General features: G+C 63.8%; 12 protein-coding genes. 6 read left to right on the top strand and 6 right to left on the bottom strand.

Annotation, left to right across the window (positions count from 1 at the left end):
* Nucleotides 1-14 precede the first annotated feature (14 nt).
* The 4 genes from EN943_RS02925 to EN943_RS02910 are packed head-to-tail and all read left to right on the top strand — an operon-like array spanning nucleotide 15 to nucleotide 3,584.
* Nucleotides 15-1,082, top strand: a complete 1,068-nt coding sequence (locus EN943_RS02925) for an ABC transporter permease (protein ID WP_127411427.1) — start codon at nucleotides 15-17, stop codon at nucleotides 1,080-1,082.
* Nucleotides 1,079-1,999, top strand: a complete 921-nt coding sequence (nikC, locus tag EN943_RS02920) for a nickel transporter permease (protein WP_027039599.1) — start codon at nucleotides 1,079-1,081, stop codon at nucleotides 1,997-1,999. Before EN943_RS02925 ends, nikC begins: the two co-directional genes overlap by 4 nt.
* A complete protein-coding gene (locus EN943_RS02915; RefSeq protein WP_127411426.1) occupies nucleotides 1,996-2,841 on the top strand; it encodes an ABC transporter ATP-binding protein in 846 nt (281 codons plus the stop codon). The genes nikC and EN943_RS02915 overlap by 4 nt, the downstream gene beginning before the upstream one ends.
* Nucleotides 2,838-3,584: an ABC transporter ATP-binding protein gene (locus tag EN943_RS02910; RefSeq protein ID WP_127411425.1), complete on the top strand. Its 747-nt coding sequence runs from the start codon at nucleotides 2,838-2,840 to the stop codon at nucleotides 3,582-3,584. The genes EN943_RS02915 and EN943_RS02910 overlap by 4 nt, the downstream gene beginning before the upstream one ends.
* Before the next feature lie 215 nt (nucleotides 3,585-3,799).
* On the opposite strand, the gene EN943_RS02900 is transcribed toward EN943_RS02910, so the two are convergent.
* The 3 genes from EN943_RS02900 to EN943_RS02890 are packed head-to-tail and all read right to left on the bottom strand — an operon-like array spanning nucleotide 3,800 to nucleotide 9,113.
* Nucleotides 3,800-6,901 carry an efflux RND transporter permease subunit gene (locus EN943_RS02900; protein WP_127411424.1) on the bottom strand — a complete coding sequence of 1,034 codons (3,102 nt, stop codon included), beginning with the start codon at nucleotides 6,899-6,901 and terminating at the stop codon, nucleotides 3,800-3,802.
* Complete coding sequence (locus tag EN943_RS02895) at nucleotides 6,898-7,977, bottom strand: efflux RND transporter periplasmic adaptor subunit (protein ID WP_127411423.1); 1,080 nt, start codon at nucleotides 7,975-7,977, stop codon at nucleotides 6,898-6,900. Before EN943_RS02895 ends, EN943_RS02900 begins: the two co-directional genes overlap by 4 nt.
* Nucleotides 7,974-9,113, bottom strand: a complete 1,140-nt coding sequence (locus EN943_RS02890; protein ID WP_127411422.1) for an efflux RND transporter periplasmic adaptor subunit — start codon at nucleotides 9,111-9,113, stop codon at nucleotides 7,974-7,976. The genes EN943_RS02895 and EN943_RS02890 overlap by 4 nt, the downstream gene beginning before the upstream one ends.
* Nucleotides 9,114-9,358: 245 nt before the next feature.
* Between EN943_RS02890 and EN943_RS02885 the strand changes: the two genes are divergently transcribed.
* Nucleotides 9,359-10,636 (top strand): 4-aminobutyrate--2-oxoglutarate transaminase, encoded by a 1,278-nt coding sequence (locus EN943_RS02885; RefSeq protein ID WP_127411421.1) that lies wholly within the window; start codon nucleotides 9,359-9,361, stop codon nucleotides 10,634-10,636.
* 53 nt (nucleotides 10,637-10,689) lie between these two features.
* Here the strand turns inward: EN943_RS02885 and EN943_RS02880 are convergent, their stop codons facing one another.
* Genes EN943_RS02880 through EN943_RS02870 form a run of 3 tightly spaced genes read right to left on the bottom strand, consistent with a single transcriptional unit; the run spans nucleotide 10,690 to nucleotide 12,540 of the window.
* Nucleotides 10,690-11,013: a type II toxin-antitoxin system RelE/ParE family toxin gene (locus EN943_RS02880; protein WP_127411420.1), complete on the bottom strand. Its 324-nt coding sequence runs from the start codon at nucleotides 11,011-11,013 to the stop codon at nucleotides 10,690-10,692.
* Between the two features lie 5 nt (nucleotides 11,014-11,018).
* Nucleotides 11,019-11,249, bottom strand: a complete 231-nt coding sequence (locus tag EN943_RS02875) for a type II toxin-antitoxin system ParD family antitoxin (RefSeq protein WP_027061046.1) — start codon at nucleotides 11,247-11,249, stop codon at nucleotides 11,019-11,021.
* A 37-nt stretch (nucleotides 11,250-11,286) separates the two neighbouring features.
* Nucleotides 11,287-12,540 carry an FAD-dependent oxidoreductase gene (locus EN943_RS02870; RefSeq protein ID WP_127411419.1) on the bottom strand — a complete coding sequence of 418 codons (1,254 nt, stop codon included), beginning with the start codon at nucleotides 12,538-12,540 and terminating at the stop codon, nucleotides 11,287-11,289.
* Between the two features lie 433 nt (nucleotides 12,541-12,973).
* Here EN943_RS02870 and EN943_RS02865 point away from each other — a divergent pair, with 433 nt between their 5' ends.
* Nucleotides 12,974-14,263: an imelysin family protein gene (locus tag EN943_RS02865; protein ID WP_127411418.1), complete on the top strand. Its 1,290-nt coding sequence runs from the start codon at nucleotides 12,974-12,976 to the stop codon at nucleotides 14,261-14,263.
* The last annotated feature ends 108 nt before the right edge of the window (nucleotides 14,264-14,371 follow it).

The following is a 14,371-nucleotide window of genomic DNA, read 5'->3' as shown; positions in this document are numbered from 1 at the left end:
CGCGGACACGCCGCATGAGCGCTGTTGAAAAAGAAGTGGCGGCGGGGCGCGGCAGCGCCCGCGCCGTCGCTATTGGATCCTCGCTTGGCCGTTTCCTGGTCATCGCGATCACGACCTATCTTGGTCTGCTCGCGGTCACCTTCTTCATCGGCCGCGTCATTCCGATCGACCCGGTGCTGGCGGTGCTCGGCGACCGGGCGCCGGCCAATGTCATTGAGCGCACGCGCCGCGAGATGGGCCTCGATTTGCCGTTGATCGAGCAATTCTACATCTATGTGAAGAATGCGCTGAGCGGTAATTTCGGCGTCTCCGTGCTGACCACCAATCCTGTCATGACCGACATTCGCCGGGCGCTTCCGGCCACGACGGAACTGGCGACCCTCGGAACGCTGATCGGCGCGTTGTTCGGCGTGCCGCTCGGCGTGCTGGCCGCGGTCAGGCGCGGCAGCCTCATCGACCAGATTGTGCGCGTCATCGGCCTGATCGGCTATTCCGTGCCGATCTTCTGGCTGGGACTGCTGGCGCTGGTGCTGTTCTATGCCAAGCTGCAATGGGTCGCTTTCCCCGCGCGGCTCGACATCGTCTATGAGTACACCTTTACGCCGATCACCGGCTTCTATCTCCTCGACTCTGCGATGCAGGGGCAGTGGGACGTTTTTTACGACGCCTTCCGCCACATCATCCTGCCGGCCTCGCTGCTCGGCTATTTCTCGCTCGCCTACATCAGCCGCATGACACGCTCGTTCATGCTCAACGAATTGTCGCAGGAATACATCGTCGCGGCGCGCGCCAAGGGCCTGTCGGAAACCCGTATCATCTGGGGTCACGCGCTGCGCAATGCGGCGGTGCCGATGGTGACGGTGATCGCGCTCTCCTATGCCGGGCTGCTCGAAGGTTCGGTGCTGACCGAGACAGTGTTTTCGTGGCCGGGCATCGGCCTTTATATCACCAATTCGCTGCAGAACGCCGACATGAATGCGGTGCTCGGCGGCACCATCGTCATCGGCTCGGTGTTCATCGCCATCAATCTCCTCTCCGACCTCCTGTATCGGGTGCTCGATCCGAGGACGAAGTCCGCATGAGCGCAGATACCATCCAGAGCCGTCGCGACTGGCTGCTCAGCGAGCGGCCGGCCTCGCGCATGCAGGCGAGGCTCGGCCGCGCCTATGTGGCGTGGCGGCGCTTTTCCGCCAACCGGCTGGCCTTTCTCGGCCTGCTCATCATCATCGCCCTGCTGGTCGTCGCCGCCCTTGCTGGGGTGCTGGCGCCTTATTCTCCGACGTTCGGCGACCTGAAGAACGCGCGCCTGCTGGCGCCGAGCGCCGAGCACTGGTTCGGCACCGACGATCTCGGCCGCGATATCCTGTCGCGCATCCTCTACGGCTCGCGCTGGACGCTTTATGTGGTCATCCTGGTCGCCATCATCGCGGCACCGATCGGCCTTCTGGTCGGCACGGTGGCCGGCTATGCCGGCGGCTGGACCGATGCCATCCTGATGCGCATCACCGACATCTTCCTCGCCTTTCCCAAGCTGATCCTGGCGCTGGCCTTTGTCGCAGCACTTGGCCCTGGCATCGAGAATGCGGTGCTGGCCATCGCCATCACCTCATGGCCACCCTACGCCCGTATCGCGCGCGCCGAGACGCTGACGGTGCGCAATTCCGATTACATCAAGGCGGTGCAGCTGATGGGCGCCTCGCCCTTCCGCATCGTGCTGCGCCACATCATGCCGCTTTGCATTTCGTCCCTGATCGTCAGAGTGACGCTTGACATGGCCGGCATCATCCTGACCGCCGCCGGGCTCGGTTTCCTCGGCCTCGGCGCGCAACCGCCGCTGCCCGAATGGGGCACGATGATCGCGTCCGGCCGCCGCTTCGTGCTCGATCAATGGTGGGTGGCCGGTGCGCCGGGCTTCGCCATTCTCATCGTCAGCCTCGGCTTCAACCTGCTCGGCGACGGCCTGCGCGACGCGCTCGATCCTCGCAGTGGTGACCAATGAGCAGAGAGACAAAGACGCTTCTCGACGTCGACGACCTGCGCGTCACTTTCCCGACCCGCACCGGGCTGATCGAGGCGGTGCGCGGCGTATCCTTTTCGCTTGGCCGCGAACGGCTCGGCATCGTCGGCGAGTCCGGCTCGGGAAAATCGCAGACCGGCCGCGCCATCATGGGCTTGACGCCGCCGCAGGCGCGGATATCGGCCACCAAGCTCGCCTTCGACGGCATCGACCTGCTCACCGTCTCGCCGCGCGAACGCCGGGCGCTACGCGGTAAGCGCATCGCCATGATCCTGCAGGATCCGAAATACTCGCTCGACCCGGTCATGAGCATCGGCCGCCAGATCGTCGAGACGCTGCGCACCCATGAAAAGGTCGGCAAGGCCGAGGCACGCGACCGTGCATTGGCCATGCTGGAGGCGGTGCAGATCCGTGATCCCTCTCGCGTCTTCAACTTGCATCCGCATGAAGTTTCGGGCGGCATGGGCCAGCGCGCCATGATCGCCATGATGCTGATCGCCGGTCCGGAAATGATGATCGCCGACGAGCCGACCTCGGCGCTCGACGTCACCGTGCAGCTCGATGTGCTCGGCATTCTCGACCGGCTGGTCAGTGAGCGCGGCATGGGGCTGATCTTCATCTCGCACGATCTGCGCCTGGTCTCGTCCTTTTGCGACCGCGTCATCGTCATGTATGCCGGCAAGGTGGTCGAGCAGCTCAAGGCGTCTGAACTCGGCCAGGCCCAGCACCCCTACACGCGCGGCCTGCTCAATTGCATGCCCAAGATCGGTGCCGACCGCCACCCGCTGCCGGTGCTCGACCGCAAGCCGGAGTGGGCGGCATGACTTCCGCGATTGCCGTCGACAGGCTGGAAGTGATCTTCGACCGTTTTCGCGCACTGAAGGGCGTTAGCCTCGACGTGCAGCCGGGCGAATCCTTCGGCCTGGTCGGTGAATCCGGCTCTGGCAAATCGACGCTGCTGCGGGCCATCGCCGGTCTTGCGCCGGTCGCTTCGGGCGGCATCATCGTCAATGGCAAGACGCTCGGCGCACGCCGCGACAAGGCCTTTTATCGCGAAGTGCAGATGGTGTTCCAGGATCCGTATGGCTCGCTGCACCCACGCCAGACGGTCGACCGCCTGCTGCAGGAGCCGCTTGCCATCCATGGCTTTGCCGACGGCGAAAAGCGCATCCAGCGGGCGCTCGACGAAGTCGGTCTCGGCAACGGCTTTCGCTTCCGCTATTCGCATCAGCTCTCCGGCGGCCAGCGCCAGCGTGTGGCGATCGCCCGTGCGCTGATCCTCGAACCGTCGATCCTGCTGCTCGACGAGCCGACCTCGGCGCTCGATGCCTCGGTGCAGGCGGAAGTGCTCAACTTGTTGGAAGAGGTGCGCAAGCGGCGCAAGCTGACCTTTCTGATGGTCAGTCACGACCTCGCCATCATCACCCATATGTGCGAGCGACTGATGGTGATGCAAAGCGGTGAGGCGGTGGAGAACCTGGCGGCGGCCGATCTCGTCGAGCGCCATGTCAGCAAGGATTATACGCGCAATCTGTTGCGGGCGAGCGAGGGGTTTGTGCGGGCGTAGCTGGATCTCTACGTCGAGTTCTGTGGCGCCCCCCTCTGGCCTGCCGGCCATCTCCCCCTCAAGGGGGGAGATTACTCGCACAACCGCTTTCGCCAATTACAAACAGGGCAAGGTTGGCGAGGTGACCGAAACTGCCAATCTCCCCCCTTGAGGGGGAGATGCCCGGCAGGGCAGAGGGGGGCGCCACGGAACTCGACGTCAATCGCAACTTGTCCTTAGGCTGGGCCGCCTTCCGTAATCGCGTCACCTGCCGGTTCAGCACCTTCCGACCCCTGCTTCGGCTCCTTGATCCTGAACCACGTCACATAAAGCGCCGGCAGGAACAGCAGCGTAATCGCCGTGCCGGCAATGATGCCGCCCATCATGGCATAGGCCATCGGCCCCCAGAACACTTCGCGCGCGATCGGGATCAGCGCCAGGCTGGCGGCCGCCGCCGTCAGCGCGATCGGCCGCATGCGGTGTTCGGTCGCTTCGATGACCGCCGCCCAGCGGTCCTTGCCCTCCCGCACAAGATCCTCGATCTGCACGATCAGGATGACCGAATTGCGGATCAGGATGCCGATCAGCGCCAGCACGCCGAGGATGGCGACGAAGCCGAGCGGTGCTCCGCTCGGCACAAGGGCCGCCACCACGCCGATCAGGCCCAGTGGCGCCACCGCCACCACAAGGAACAGGCGCTGGAAGCTTTGCAATTGCACCATCAGGATCGTCGCCATCACGAACAGCATCAACGGCACCACGGCGGCGATCGGTCCCTGGCTTTTGCCGCTCTCCTCGACCGAGCCGGCGGTGGCGATCGAATAGCCCGGCGGCAGCTTGGCGATGAAGGCATCGACCGATGGTTTCAGTTCGTTGACGACGGTGGCCGGCAGCACGTCGCCGACCAGTCCGGCGCGCACGGTGATCGTCGGGATGCGGTCGCGTCGCCACACCGTCGGCTGCTCCAGATCGTAGCGGAAGTTGGCGACTGCCGCGAGCGGGATCGCCTCGCCGGTACTGGTCGGCAGCTGCATGTTTTGCAAGGTTTCGATCGAGCCGCGTTCTGACCCACGCGAGCGCGCCACGACATTGATCAGATAGGTGGCGTCGCGCACCTGCGTGATGGTGGCGCCGCCGACCGTGCTGTTGAGCGCGCTGGCGATGTCGGAAGAGGTGATGCCGAGCTGGCGTGCCTTGTCCTGCAGCACGTCGACCCTCAGCACGCGCTGCGGCTCATTCCAGTCGAAGGTCGGCGCGGCCAACTTTGGATTGGCGGAGATGACACCGGCGAATTGCTGCGCCAGTTCGCGCACCGTCTGGATGTCGGGACCGCCGACACGATACTGCACCGGGCGGCCGACCGGCGGTCCGAGTTCGAGCGGCTTGACGAACGCGTCGGTGCCGACGAACTCCTCGCGCAGCAGTTTTTCAAGCGCCGGCTTGACCCGGTTACGGGCTTCGATGCTCTTGGTGACGATGACGGTCTGGCCGAAATAGGGATTGGCCGGCTGCACGTCATAGGCGAGCACAAAACGGACCGCACCCTGGCCGATATAGGACGAAAAATGGTCGATGTCGGGATTGCCGACCAGCGCCCGCTGCTCGAAGCGCTCCATCTGGTCGCGCGTGTCGGCGATCGAAGAATTCTGCGGCAGGTTCCAGTCGACGATCAGCTCCGGCCGGTCGGAAGGTGGAAAGAACTGCTGCTGTACCAGGCCGAAGCCGGCGATCGAGCCAGCAAACAACAGCACCGTGGCGATGATGGTCAGCCAGTGATGGCGCACCGAGCCGACAAGCACGCGCCGGAACAGCGAGGTGAAGCGGCCCGGCTGGTCGTGATGCTTGGTTTTCATCGTCGCCGGCAGGATGGTGACGCCGAGCAGTGGCGCAAACAGCACCGCCACGATCCATGACACCAGCAGCGAAACGGCGATGACCACGAATAGGGTGAAGGTATATTCGCCGGCGGCGCTGTTGTTGAGGCCGATCGGGATGAAGCCGGCGACCGTCACCAGCGTACCGGTCAGCATCGGAAAGGCGGTCGATGTGTAGACATAGGTCGCAGCCTTGCGCAGATTGTCGCCGACCTCCAGTCGCGCCACCATCATCTCGACCGCGATCATCGCGTCGTCGACCAGAAGCCCGAGCGCGATGATCAGCGCACCCAGGGAAATACGCTGCAGCGAAATGCCGAGATAGGCCATGACCGTGAAGGTGATGGCCAGCACCAGCGGGATCGACAGCGCCACGACGAAGCCGGCGCGCATGCCGAGGCTGATGAACGACACCGCGAGCACGATCGCCACCGCCTCGAACAGCGCGCGCGTAAAGCCCGAGACGGCCTCCTCGACAATGACCGGCTGGTCGGCCACCAGATGCACGCCGACGCCGACCGGCAGGTCGGCCAGCACCTTGTTCATCTCCTTGTGCAGCGCCTCGCCGAATTCGAGCAGATTGGCGTTGGGTTTCATGCCGATGGCGAGCCCGATCGCGTCCTGGCCGTTGAAGCGGAACAGCGCCGTTGGCGGATCGGCATAGCCGCGCGTGATCGTCGCCACGTCGCTCAGGCGGAAGAAGCGGTCGTTGACGCGCAGATTGATGGCGCGCAGGCTTTCCTCGGACGTGAACTGCCCGCCGACACGCACGCTGATGCGCTCCGGCCCGGACTGGATGACGCCGGACGGCGTGATCGCGTTCTGCGCCTGCAGGCTGGCGACGATCGCTTGCTGGTTGAGGCCGAGGGCGGCGATCTGGCGGGTCGAGAATTCGAGATAGATCGCCTCGTCCTGGGCGCCGACCAGGTCGACCTTGCCGGCGTTGGGCACGGTCAGGATTTTCGTTCTGGCGTCCTCGACATAGTCGCGCAACTGGCGCGGCGTCAGCCCGTCCGATGTGAAGGCGTAGATGTTGCCATAGACATCGCCGAAGCGGTCGTTGAAGAACGGTCCCTGCACGCCTTGCGGAAACTGCGCCCCGATGTCGTTGACCATGTTGCGCACCTGAATCCAGTTCGGCACGACATCGCGTGCCTTGGTGGTGTCCTTCAGGTTGACGAAGATGACGGTCTGGCCGGCCGTGGTGACGGACTTGGTATAGTCGAGGCTGTCGAGTTCCTCGAGTTTCTTCTCGATACGGTCGGTCACCTGCTGCACGGTTTCCTTGACCGAAGCGCCCGGCCAGTTGGCCTGAATGATCATCGTCTTGATGGTGAAGTTGGGGTCTTCTTCACGGCCGAGATTGAGGTAGGAGAACACGCCGGCCACGACGAAGACCAGCATGAAATACCAGACCACGGAGCGGTGGTTGAGCGCCCAGTCGGAGAGATTGAAGCCTTTCATGAGGCGCCTCCCTCGGGCACTGTCACCTTCTGACCTTCGCTCAGGCTGTGGACGCCCGCCGTGACAACACGCATGCCGGCCTCCAGCCCCTCGGCCACCGTGAAGGTGCCGCCATTCTTCGACGCGATCTTTATGTCGCGTGCGTTCACGCTGGATGTCTGCGGGTCGACGATCCACACTTTCGCGGAGCCGTTCTTTTCGAGCAGCGCCGACATGGGCAGTTCGATCGTCGGTGCCACCTTGGTCACGCGGGTCGCCGTCACCGTCGAGCCGAGCCGGAAAGCCTGTGGTGGATCGGTGAGCGTCAGCTTGACGCGTCGCGTGCGGGTCGAGCCTTCGGACTGTGGCGCGATCTCGCGCAGCTTGGCCTCTGTCTGAATTGTCGGCAGCGATTGCAGGATGACCTGGAACGGCGTGCCGGCCGCGAGATCACCGGTCAATTGGTCGGGAATGTCGACGACCGCCTCGCGCAGGTCCGAACGCGCTACGGTGACGACCGTCTGGCCGGGTGAGACGGTCTGGCCGACCTCGGCGCCAACGGCGGTGACAACACCGTCGAAATCAGAGAACAGCCTGGCATACCCCTGCTGTTCCTGCGATTTGGCCAACGAAGCCTTGGCCCGCTCGACGCCGGCCTCCGCGGCTTTGCGTGCCTGCTGCGCAGCATCGAAGACAGCCTGAGATGTGTTGGCCGAGGCAAGCAGCTGGCGCTGCCGTTCTTCACTGGCGGCAGCGTTGGCGAATTGCGCCTCGGCATTGGAGAGCTCCGCCTTTGCCGCCTGGACGGCCAGCTCCAGCGCAGTCGGATCAAGTGCGGCGATGGTCGTGCCCTTGCTGACGATGTCGCCCACATTGACATCGCGCGAGACGACCCGACCAAGCAGGCGGAAGGCCAGATCGGCGCTGACCTGCGGTTCGACTGAACCGGCGAAGCCGAAGACCTGGGTGGTGCGTGGCTCGATCACCACCGACAGCACCGGCCGGATGATCTCGGGCGGCTTTTCATCGGACTTCGAGCAGGAGGCGAGCGTGCCGAGCACAAGCACACCGAGCAGGATGGGTGGCAGCCGGCTCATTGGCTCGCTCCCGATATTTCGATCGTTTGTCCGGGACTGAGTAACTGTCCGCCCGATGTGACGACGCTTTGGCCCTCATCCAGCCCCTTTGCGATCACGACCGTGCCGGAATCGAACGCCAGCACCTCGACCGGCGCCATTGCCACCGCCTTGGTCGCGGGGTCGACGATCCAGACTGCCGGCTTGCCGGCGCTGGACGTCAGCGCCTGCCAGGGCAGCAGGATCGCCTTTGCCGGCTTGGCGCTGACCGAGCCGATGACAGCCGCGCCTAGTGGCATGCCGGCGGGCGTGTCGGGAATGGCGACCTTGACCCGGATCGAGCCGGAAGCAGGGTCGACCGCCGGCGAGATTTCGCGCACCTTGCCCGTCGCCCTGATCTGCGGGTCGGACAACAGCGTGATCGTCACCGCAGGCGATGCCGGCGTCTTGGCAACCAGCGTCTCCTGCACGTTGAACACCGCGTCGCGGTCGCCGTCCTCGGCGACGGTGAAGACGGTTTGTGCGGCTTGCACCACCTGGCCGGCTTCGACCTGGCGGGCCGTGATCACGCCCGCGGCACCGGCCTTGAGCTCGGTGAAGGAAAGGTTTTGCTGGGCGTTGGCGAAAGCGCTCTGCGCTGCGTCGACGCTGCCTTGCGCGACCTTCAGCGCCTGGTCGGCGGCGTCATAATCGCGCCTGGTCGTAAAACCCTGGGCGAGCAGCGTCTTCTGCCGCTCGAAGGCGGCGGCGGACTGGGTCAATTGCGCCTGTGCCGCGTCGAGATCGGCCTGCGCCGAGCGCAAATCGGATTCCTGCTCCTGCGGATCGATTCGGGCAAGCACAGTGCCTTGATCGACATGCTGGCCGACATCGACAAGCCGCTCGGCGACGCGGCCGCCGACCCGGAACGACAGATTGTTCAGCGTGCGCGCGGCGATCACGCCGGTCAGCGAGGTTCTCGGCGCATAGTTGGCCATCGCCACCGTCTCGGTGCGCACCATGATGGGCAGTTTTTTGGCCGCCGCCTCCTGCTTCTGGCAGCCGGTTAGCAGAAGGGCCGCCGTGCAAGCGAAAAGCACCGAGGCGATCGGAAAAGAAGACAGGCAGGGGGTTTTGACCAATGGCGGCGAGACGGACGATGTCGCGTTCCTGCTCATGGGCTCCCCCAGCCGCGGGCAGCTCGCTGAGCGCGATACCTTGCGGACATCCAGAGGATAGTCGATCCCCGGGAAAAGGAAAACCGGTCTCGTACGTGTATCGCCTGACTGGTTAAGCGCCGGGATCTGCCTCACCGCAGGCCCAATAGCCTGCCGGTGGTGCCGACTTGAGGAAAACGTGAAATAAGGTCAGAAGACGCCTCAACGGCATCAAACAGGACGGGCGCCGGCCCGGTGAGGATATCATGAAGAATTCAGCCATTTCCGAACGCAAGAACCAATCGATTTCCCGCGGCGTCGGCATGACCACGCAGATCTATGCCGACCGGGCTGAAAATTCGGAAATCTGGGATGTCGAGGGGCGTCGCTATATCGATTTCTCGTCGGGCATCGCCGTCGTCAACACCGGGCATCGCCATCCCAGGGTGATCGAGGCGGTCAAGGCACAGCTCGACCGCTTCACCCACACCTGCCACCAGGTGGTGCCCTATGAGAGCTATGTGCGCCTGGCCGAACGGCTGAACGGCATGTTGCCCGGCAAGTTCGAGAAGAAGACGATCTTCGTCACCACCGGGGCCGAGGCGGTAGAGAACGCCATCAAGATCGCCCGCAATGCCACCGGCCGTCAGGCGGTCATCGCCTTCGCCGGCGGCTTCCATGGCCGCACCTTCATGGGCATGGCGCTGACCGGCAAGGTCGTGCCCTACAAGGTCGGCTTCGGCGCCATGCCGGGCGACGTCTATCATGCGCCGTTCCCTGTGCCGCTGCACGGTGTCTCGGTCGCCGACTCCCTGGCCGCGCTCGACCGGCTGTTCAAGGCCGATGTCGATCCGGCCCGCGTCGCCGCCATCATCATCGAGCCGGTTCAGGGCGAGGGCGGCTTCTACGACGCGCCGCGTGACTTCCTGGTTGCGCTGCGCAAGCTTTGCGACCAGCACGGCATGCTGCTGATCGCCGACGAAGTGCAGACCGGCTTTGCCCGCACCGGCAAGATGTTTGCGATGGATCACCATGAGGTGGCCGCCGACATCACCACCATGGCCAAGAGCCTGGCCGGCGGTTTCCCGCTGGCGGCGGTCACCGGCCGCGCCGAAATCATGGATGCGCCCGGCCCCGGCGGGCTCGGCGGCACCTATGGCGGCAGCCCGATCGGCGTTGCCGCCGCGCACGCCGTGCTCGACGTGATCGAGGACGAAAACCTGTGCGACCGCGCCAACACGCTGGGCGCAAGGCTGAAGCAGCGGCTGCAGTCGATCCGTGACGACGTGCCCGAGATCGTCGACATCAGAGGCCTCGGCTTCATGAATGCGGTCGAGTTCAACGACGTCAAGAAGGGCCTGCCGTCGGCCGAGATCGCCAATGCGATCCGGCTGAAGGCACTCGACAAGGGCCTGATCCTGTTGACCTGCGGCGTCTACGGCAACGTCATCCGTTTCCTCGCCCCGATCACCATCCAGGACGGCGTCATGAACGAGGCGCTGGACATTCTGGAAAGCTCGATCCGCGAAGTCTGCGCCGCCTGAAAGGGCGGCGCCCATTCTCCTGCGGGCCTACCTCAAAACGAGAAAAGCTGCCGTCACGAGCTTGGGTTCTGTAGCCAGGCGGGAATGTCCCGCTTGGCGTGCAGCACTCGCCACACATCGATATGATCGGGCTGCTCAAGATAGAAAATCAGATATGGATAGCGCTTGAGTTGCACACTGCGCAGACCAGGCAATTCAATTTCGTAGGCATACCTCAGAGAGCCAGATGCCGGGTGGCTCGCTATCAGTTTGTAGGCGTTTTGAAGATCCTCGACATAGCCCAACGCCATATGCGAACCAACTTCGCGTGCATAGTAATCAACGGCGTCCTCGATATCCCGCAGAGCAAGCTTTCGAGGAACAATTGCCTTCGTCACCTAATTTATTGGCCCTGCGCTCGTTTTCGCAGGGCGGCGAAATAGTCATCGTCTACCGGAGCGCCCGGCGCCGATGATGCGCCCTCGAGGAGCAAACCGCGCAGAAGTTGACGATCTTGATCATGGCGGATCAATTCACGCACATACTCGCTGCTCGTGCCATAGCCGCGATCCGTCACCTGCTGATCGACAAAATGCTTCAAGCTGTCGGGCAGTGAGATATTCATGGTGCTCATTCAGGCATTTTATTTCGTATGGCAAAAATTGGCAAGCCTACGCGCTGGCCTTGGCCGGCTCCATATTCTGAAACGCGGCAAGTGCCGCTTTCAGCCCCTCGGGGCCGGCGGCCACCGTTTCCGACGTCGGCGAGAAGCCGGCGCCGAGCATCTTGCGGCCAAGCATGTGGTCGCCGGGGCGGTTGACCGATTCGATGCCGAGCAGCCGATCGCCGGCATAGTGGTAGATCGAGAATTTGTTGTCGGGCAGGTCGCCCAGCACGACATGGCTGTCGCCGCCGGCGGTCAGGCCGACCATCTGCAGCTTCATGTCGCCGATGTCGGACCAGAACCATGGCACCGCCGAATAGGCGTCGGCATGGCCCGATATCGTGCGCGCGGCAAGCCGCGCCTGATCGGTGGCATTCTGCACCGATTCCAGCCGCACCTCGCCGCCGGTGAACCAGTGACGGTAGGAGGCAGCATCGCCAATAGCGAGAATCTCCGGCACCGACGTGCGCATCTGATGATCGACGCGAATGCCGTTGGCGATGCCGAGGCCGGCAGCCTGCGCCAGTTCGACATTCGGCACGGCACCAATGCCGACGATGACCATGCGCGCCGGCAGCCTTTCGCCTGACGAGGTGATCGCGGCCACGACATGACCGTTTTCGCCATCGAGCTTGGCGATCGAGGTGCCGGCGAGGATGCGCACGCCCGTCGCTTCCAGCCGTTGCCGGACGTGGCTCGCCACCACCGGCGCCACGGCGCGGCCGAGCAGCCGGTCCACCGCCTCGACCACTGTCACCGTGCGGCCGGCGGCCCGCAACGTGGCTGCGATCTCCAGCCCGATGAAACCGCCGCCGAGGATGACGACCTCGTCGCTTTGCGCGCTGAGGTCGCGGATCAGCCGCGCATCGGCCAGCGAGCGCAGGGACAGCACACCGGACAGATCGGCACCGGGCAGCGGCAGCGTGCGCGGGCGCGAGCCTGTCGCCAGGATCAGGTGATCGAAGGCAAGCGCACCACCGCCGGCAATATCCAAGCTGCTGCGTCCGGCATCGATGCGATCGATCTTGACGCCAGGCCGGTAGTCGATAGCGCTGCCGGTGTAGAAGGCCTCGCCACGCAAGGGTTGTGGCTTGGCCTCGGTATCCTTGATGAAGGTCTTCGACAGCGGCGGCTTGTGGTAGGGAAGTTCGTCCTCATCTCCGACGAGGATCACCGGCCCGTCATAGCCGTCCTCGCGCAGACTTGCGGCCGCTTGCACGCCCGCATGACCCGCGCCGACAATGACCACACCGTTCTTCATCGCACTCAATCCCGATTCGACCCTAGGATGTTCCGCCAGATGGCAATTGTCTGGCACCGCTGCAAGCGAGCTTTTGCGGGTCGCATCCGGGATGGCGGCTGTCAATCGCACAGTTCAGCGGCAAGACCGGTGCAGGAAAATGCATAAAGTTGACAGTTGCAGTTTAGAATAATTCTAAAGTGTTGTTTCAATTGACTTTTCTTGCGGATTGTCATTGACATCCGATGGTGTCGCAGCTTTATGGAAGCTCGCGCGTCAGCGCATCCCTTTAATGTCTGGGCCTTGAACCCTTTCGATTGGAGGCATTTTGGTGTCTTTCTTCCGCGAACCGCGCGATGGCGCGGCATCTCTTGCGCCCAATGGCCCGCAGATGGCCTGGCGCCGGTTGCTGTGCGCGCCGTTTACAGAATTTCCGAGAAACTGGAGAGTGATTATGACAGCACGATATGGCAGCAGGCTTGCGGCGATCGGCGCCACTGCCCTGCTGACGGCGGCGGTATTCGTGTTGCCGGCAAAGGCGGAAACCGATGCAAAGGCGGTCATCAAGACCTATTCCGACATTGCGCTCGCCAAATACGAGGATTCGCTGACCACCGCGCAGGCGCTCGACAAGGCGATCGACGCGCTGCTCGCCACGCCATCGGTGGAAACCCTCAACGCTGCCCGTGACGCCTGGAAAGCATCGCGCGTTCCCTACCAGCAGACCGAGGTCTACCGCTTCGGCAACAAGATCGTCGACGACTGGGAAGGCAAGGTGAATTCCTGGCCGCTGGATGAAGGCTTGATCGACTACGTCGCCAAGAGCTACGGCACCGAATCGGACGCGAACGCGCTCTACACGGCCAATGTGATCGCCAACAAGGAGATCGAGATCAACGGCAAGAAGGTCGATGCATCGAAGCTTTCGCCGGAATTCCTCTCCGGCACGCTGCAGGGAGCCGGCGGTATCGAGGCCAATGTAGCCACCGGCTATCACGCCATCGAATTCCTGCTCTGGGGCCAGGACCTGCATGGCACCGGCCCGGGTGCCGGCGAGCGCCCCTTCACCGACTACGACCTCAATAACTGCACCGGCGGCAATTGCGACCGCCGCGCCGAGTATCTGAAATCGGCCAGCGACCTTCTGGTTTCGGATCTTCAGGAGATGGTCGGCAACTGGAAGGAAGACGGCGCCGCCCGCAAGGCTCTTGTCGATGGCGAGCCGAACACGGCGATCTCGACGATCTTCACCGGCATGGGCTCGCTGTCCTACGGCGAACTGGCCGGCGAGCGCATGAAGCTCGGCCTGCTGCTGCATGATCCGGAAGAGGAGCACGATTGCTTCTCCGACAACACCTACAATTCGCATCTCTACGACGCCATCGGCATTCGCGCGGCCTACCACGCCAGCTATACCAGGCTCGACGGCACTGTCGTAGCGGGGCCCTCGGTGGCCGACATGGTGAAGGCGGCCGATCCGGCGATCGACAAGGAACTGTCCGACAAGCTCGATGTTTCGGTCGCCAAGATGGAGGCGATCAAGGCGCGTGCACTGGCCGGCGAGGCCTATGATCAGCAGATCGCCGAGGGCAACATTGAGGGCAACGCCACCGTGCAGGCGGCGATCGATGCGCTGATCGATCAGACCAAGTCGATTGAGCGCGCCGTCGGCTCCCTGAAGCTCAGCACCATCGCCTTCGAAGGGTCCGACAGCCTCGACGCGCCGGACAAGGTGTTCAAGTAAGGGTAAACGACGGAGACTGATCCGGAGCCGGACAACCGGCTTTGGAACGGTCTCCGCCAGAAGATCAAGCCAAACGGCGCGGGAGACGCCGTCAGCCAGCCGAGCAAG

The organism is Mesorhizobium sp. M7A.F.Ca.US.006.01.1.1 (genome assembly GCF_003997935.1).
Classification (GTDB): Bacteria; Pseudomonadota; Alphaproteobacteria; order Rhizobiales; family Rhizobiaceae; genus Mesorhizobium.
The sequence above is the reverse complement of the archived record's forward strand: the minus strand, read 5'-3'. Positions and strand labels throughout refer to the sequence as shown.